The organism is Mannheimia sp., from assembly GCF_056854775.1.
In genome coordinates, this window is record NZ_JBXGGI010000084.1 from 1 (window position 1) to 6,085 (window position 6,085).

Annotated in this window: 3 protein-coding genes and 1 pseudogene; 2 read left to right on the forward strand and 2 right to left on the reverse strand. The window is 38.8% G+C overall.

Features of this window, described 5'->3' with window-relative positions; genetic code table 11:
• A partial coding sequence (locus tag ACJHV0_RS06025) for a transketolase-like TK C-terminal-containing protein (protein WP_483133664.1) occupies positions 1–958 on the forward strand: 958 nt, incomplete at its 5' end.
• A gap of 153 nt (positions 959–1,111) precedes the next feature.
• On the opposite strand, the gene ACJHV0_RS06030 is transcribed toward ACJHV0_RS06025, so the two are convergent.
• Complete coding sequence (locus ACJHV0_RS06030; RefSeq protein WP_334228933.1) at positions 1,112–1,516, reverse strand: FKBP-type peptidyl-prolyl cis-trans isomerase; 405 nt, start codon at positions 1,514–1,516, stop codon at positions 1,112–1,114.
• Between the two features lie 177 nt (positions 1,517–1,693).
• Here ACJHV0_RS06030 and ppc point away from each other — a divergent pair, with 177 nt between their 5' ends.
• Complete coding sequence (gene ppc / locus ACJHV0_RS06035) at positions 1,694–4,333, forward strand: phosphoenolpyruvate carboxylase (protein ID WP_483133665.1); 2,640 nt, start codon at positions 1,694–1,696, stop codon at positions 4,331–4,333.
• 1,220 nt (positions 4,334–5,553) lie between these two features.
• On the opposite strand, the pseudogene ACJHV0_RS06040 reads toward ppc, so the two are convergent.
• Positions 5,554–6,085: pseudogene (locus ACJHV0_RS06040) on the reverse strand (DNA topoisomerase IV subunit B); the annotation flags it as partial.

The window sequence follows — 6,085 nt, forward strand, 5'->3', positions numbered from 1 at the left end:
AAATCCGGCAAATATCGCAAGCCGTAAAGCATCTCAAAATGCGATTGAAGCCTATGCACCAACATTACCTGAATTTTTAGGTGGTTCAGCAGACCTCGCAGGTTCTAACTTAACCTTATGGTCCGGCTCAAAACCAATCCGAGCAGATCACAATGTAGATGGTAACTACATCAACTACGGTGTACGTGAGTTTGGTATGTCTGCGATTATGAACGGTATTGCCCTACACGGTGGATTTATTCCTTACGGTGCAACATTCTTAATGTTCTATGAATACGCTCACAATGCTGTGCGTATGGCGGCATTAATGAAACAACGTGTATTATACGTTTATACTCACGACTCAATTGGTTTAGGTGAAGATGGTCCTACACACCAACCGGTAGAACAAACTGCTTCATTACGCCTGATTCCAAACTTAGAAACGTGGAGACCGGCAGACCAAGTAGAATCTGCAATCGCGTGGAAAGCTGCTGTTGAACGTAAAGATGGTCCTTCAGCATTGATCTTTACTCGCCAAAACCTTGCACAACAAGAGCGTACTGCTGAACAATTAGCAAATGTAGCTCGTGGTGGCTATATCTTGCGTGATTGCTGTGAAAAAGGTACTTGCCCGGATTTAATCCTAATCGCAACAGGCTCTGAAGTTGATTTAGCAATGAAAGCCGCAGATGTATTAGATGGCGAAGGTGTGAAAGTTCGCGTTGTTTCAATGCCAAGCACCAATGTGTTTGACAAACAAGATGAAGCATACCGTGAGTCTGTATTACCACGTTCAGTAACAAAACGTGTTGCAATTGAAGCTCAAATTGCAGACTTCTGGTATAAATACGTTGGCTTTGAAGGTCGAGTTGTAGGAATGAATAGTTTCGGTGAATCAGCACCGGCGGACCAATTATTCAAACTCTTCGGCTTTACTGTTGAAAACGTAGTTGCAAAAGCGAAAGAGATTTTATAATCCTTACATCGTATAAAAGCGGGATAAATTCCCGCTTTTTTGTACTTGTTATAGGCAAACAAGCGGTCAATTTTTGATAATTTTTTGCATAAATGACTAATATGCTGATAATTTACAAAATATTTATAAAATTTGACCGCTTGTTTATTAAAACTAAGGATTAATTCTTAATAATTCTATACGATATAACACAGGCTTTTTAGCTTTACTTCCCTCTTCTTGGTAGCCTAAATGTTTAGGAATATTAAATTCATAAACTGAGCCTACCGGCATCAGCATCAAACTTTGTTGAAGTCCCGGAAACATATCTCGCACAGGTAAAATTACAGGAACATTATTCAGCGTGCCTTCAAATAACTCGCCTTTCTCGTTATAAGATTTAAAACGGATTTCCACATCATCATTGATGCTCGGCTTTTTGCCATTGCTTGCTTTAATCACTTTATATTGCAAGCCTTGTTCCGTAGTTTGATAACTTTGATTAGCCAAAACGGCAGCAGGTAAACTCACTCCGCCAATTAATAATGCTAAACTAAAAGTATAAAATGATTTCATCATTTTCATCTGATTCCTCTCTTGTGATAAAAAGGCATTTAGTTGCCAGTTGTAGATTAGACAACAATTTTTTGTTTTTGATCATTTAATTCAAATTTTTAATTAAATCTATTTGCTATTTCTACCCATTTTAGGCATATTTAGACTTAATTAAATTTATGTTTAGCATAGGAAATTTTTATGAATCAGCCATATTCAAGCATACACCACAATATTCAAATGTTAGGGGAATTTTTAGGCGAAACTATTCGTGATGCACAAGGCGACTATATTCTTGATTTAATTGAGAGTATTCGCGTTTTATCCAGAAACTCACGTTCCGGTGATGAAACTGCCCGTAATCAATTATTAGATAAATTAGCCAACATTTCTAACAATGATGTTCTGCCTGTTGCTCGTGCATTTAGCCATTTTTTAAACTTAACGAATATTGCCGAACAGCATCAAACTATTTCTCGCCACCATACGAATACATCATTGGGTAGTCGTTCTCTAGATTCACTTTTTCTTCGTTTAAAATCACAAAATATTCCTGTTGAAAAAGTGATTAAAACGGTTGAAAGCCTAATGATTGATTTAGTGCTAACAGCTCATCCTACGGAAGTAACTCGCCGTTCACTTGGACACAAACACGTTGAAATCAATAAATGTTTAGATCTTTTAGAACATAATGACTTAACTGAAGCAGAAAGTTATAAAATCAAACGCCGTTTAATGCAGCTGATTGCTCTAGCTTGGCACACCAATGAAATTAGAACTCAACGCCCAACACCTGTTGATGAAGCCAAAGGCGGTATGGCAGTCATTGAAAACAGCTTGTGGACTGCTGTGCCTGAGTTCTGCCGCCAACTCAATTTCTATTTAGAAAAACACTTTGGAGTACAATATCCTGTTAGCCTTGCTCCTGTTCGTTTTTCTTCTTGGATGGGTGGCGATCGTGATGGTAATCCGTTTGTAACCGCTGAAACCACTCGCCGTGTATTAAGAATGAATCGTTGGAAAGCGGCTGAGTTATTCTTAGAAGATATTAAACAGCTCACCGAAGAGCTCTCTATTACACAATGTACACCAGACTTTCGTGCAAAATATGGAGAGCATTTAGAGCCTTATCGTGTGGTACTGAAAGCATTACGCCAGAAATTGGCTAATACCGAAATTTACTATGCAGAACTCTTAGAAGATAAAATCTCAACTATTGATGAAACTGAAATTTTAACTTCAGATGAGCAACTCTGGCAGCCTCTATTTGACTGTTATGAATCCTTACAAGCTTGTGGTATGCGAATTATCGCAAATGGTGCATTACTTGATTGCTTACGCCGAGTCAGATGCTTTGGTTTAGGATTATCACGCTTAGATATTCGCCAAGAAAGCACTCGCCACGAAATGGCGATTGCAGAAATCACTCGCTATATCGGCTTAGGTGATTACTCGCATTGGACAGAAGATGATAAACAAGCCTTCTTAGTGCGTGAGCTTACCTCTCGCCGCCCATTAATTCCACATAACTGGACACCAAGCCCTGAAACCAAAGAGGTGCTAGATACTTGTAAAATCGTCGCAGAGCAACCTAAAGGCGTAATTTCTGCTTATGTAATTTCAATGGCTCGTGAAGCCTCAGACGTTCTAGCGGTGCATTTATTGCTCAAAGAAGCCGGTTGCAAATTCACTATTCCTGTTGCACCACTATTTGAAACTCTCGGCGATTTAGATCACAGTGAAAAAGTGATGACCGATTTATTTAATATCGGCTGGTATCGTGGCATTATCAATAATTACCAGATGATTATGATTGGTTATTCCGATTCTGCCAAAGACGCAGGAATGTTAGCCGCCGGCTGGGCACAATATCGAGCTCAAGAAGCGTTAGTCAATTTATGTGAAAAATACAATATTGAACTTACCCTGTTTCACGGGCGTGGAGGGACTATCGGACGTGGCGGAGCTCCGGCTCACGCTGCTTTACTCTCACAACCTCCTCGTTCACTGAAAAATGGTTTACGAGTAACCGAGCAAGGCGAAATGATCCGCTTTAAATTAGGATTACCGGCTGTGGCAGTAGAAAGTTTAGAGCTTTACGCTAGTGCGATTTTAGAAGCGAATATTTTCCCTCCACCGGAACCAAAACAGAAGTGGCGAGACGTGTTGGCAAAAGGCTCGGAAATTTCCTGCCAAATTTACCGTGATATGGTACGTGGTGAAGCTGATTTCGTACCATATTTCAGAGCGGCAACGCCAGAGCAAGAGCTTTCTCGCTTACCGCTTGGCTCACGCCCGGCAAAACGCAATCCGAAAGGTGGCGTTGAGAGCTTAAGAGCTATCCCGTGGATTTTCGCTTGGATGCAAAACCGCCTAATGCTCCCTGCTTGGTTAGGTGCGGGGCAAGCATTGCAGCAACTCATTGACGAAGGCGATGAAAAACTATTAAAAGAGATGTGTAATGAATGGCCTTTCTTCTCAACACGTATTGGAATGCTTGAGATGGTATTTAGTAAAGCCGACGTTTGGTTGGCGGAATATTACGATCAACGTTTAGTTGATCCAAATTTACATCGTTTAGGCAAAGCACTACGTACGCAATTACAAGCCGATCTCAAAACCGTACTCGCCCTTGCTCACGATGGGCAGTTAATGGCAGATTTGCCTTGGATTGCTGAATCCATTGCACTCCGTAACGTGTACACAGATCCGCTTAACTTACTACAGGTGGAATTATTGCACCGCATTCGTAGTCAAAGCGAAAATGTTGATCCTGAACTTGAGCAAGCCTTGATGATTACCATCACAGGTATCGCAGCCGGTATGCGAAATACAGGCTAGTTATGTTACAAGCGGTTAAATTGATTAAAAAATTTGCAAAATTCTGAATAAATTGGCATATAGGACAAAATAGTTGGTCTTTTGCCACTTTATACTTCTATAGGACAAAACAGTTGGTAATGAATATTTTTGTGTATTCTTACCAACTCTTATTCAAAAAATCCTGTATAAACAATATATTATGCATTCTCCTTAAGCTACTATATGGTCTTAACTTATCCTTTAATTTCTTAAATAATCCTCTATCCTATTTGTTGTCTTTTCAATATTTAATTCAAGGCGTTTTTCATAAGTAAATAAATAGTCAAAATACCGATTAATACTTGCTAATGCACTTATGATATTTCGATGCTTATACGGATATTTTCCTTCTCGTTCGGTTTATCTGAACGTTCATTTAAAAAATGATTATGTTTTATTTTCCAATCATATATTTTTAAATAAAATTAATTTCTTGAGCTCGTTTTTAACGTTTTAATAATAGATTTCAATTCTCTTCTCTACCTGTGTGAGATTGATGTTTCTTTCTTAACGTTCTCATCACAATAGCGACTAAGTGAAATTGACACATTTGCGTAGGCGTATTTAACATATCTTTTACCCCCCCCCACCTGCCATCACAGGTAATGGATTGAATTTATATAGCCTTTGTCTCGCAAACAATTTAAGGCTTTCTTATAGTAGATATCTTTCTCCGTTCTTACGATTTGATGATACACCACCTTTTTAGACAGTGAATCGATAAATACCATTACACCCAAATCTCGATGAAAGAAGGTGATATTAATAATTAAATTAAGATATTTATGAGAAGGGAGCTTTAATAAGGATTTAGGGGATTTTTCTAAATATCGGCGTATTGTTCGGGGAGAACAATGACATTTATCGGCTAATTGTTTTTGCGTTTGTTTTCCAACAGAATAATCATACCAAATTAATTCAGGATTTAATTTTTGTTTGCAAGTAAATGTTCTATTACAATTTGAACATTTATAACGTTAAATATTATTTTGAGTGCCATATTTTCTGTATTGGAGAATATTGGCAAAAAGGACAGTTTTTTGTGCATTTTTCAAAAAGGTAGCCTAAAGCCTTGTAATATAAAACTTTAAGCTACTTTTTACCAACTATTTTTCCTATATGCCTTTATAGTTTACTTGGTATAGGGAGATGTACCTATCCGTAAATATTCTCGGGTGGGCTCAGGACCCGCCCTACATTTACACTGCTAAATCCGCCTCATCACCTCGATTTTGCAGCCATTGTTTACGATCTTCCGCTCTTTTTTTGCCTAGCAACATATCCATAATTTCAAAGGTACTGACCTCGCCCTCTTCTACATCCACACTTTCATCAAATGTGAGTTGTACTAAACGGCGAGTACTCGGATCCATCGTGGTTTCACGTAATTGACTTGGGTTCATTTCACCCAAACCTTTAAAGCGTTGTACATTCGGCTTGCCTTTTTTCTTGGACAAACGTGCTAAAATCACCTCTTTTTCGCTCTCATCTAAGGCGTAATGCACTTCATCTTTCCCAATATCAATACGATAAAGCGGTGGCATTGCCACATAAACGTGCCCGTTTTTCACTAATTGTGGGAAATGGCGGAGGAATAAAGCACAAAGCAAGGTTGCAATATGCAAACCGTCAGAATCCGCATCGGCAAGAATACAAACTTTGCCATAACGTAATTCCTCTAAATTATCGCTATCCGGATCAATTCCCAATGCAATCGCAATATCGTGAACC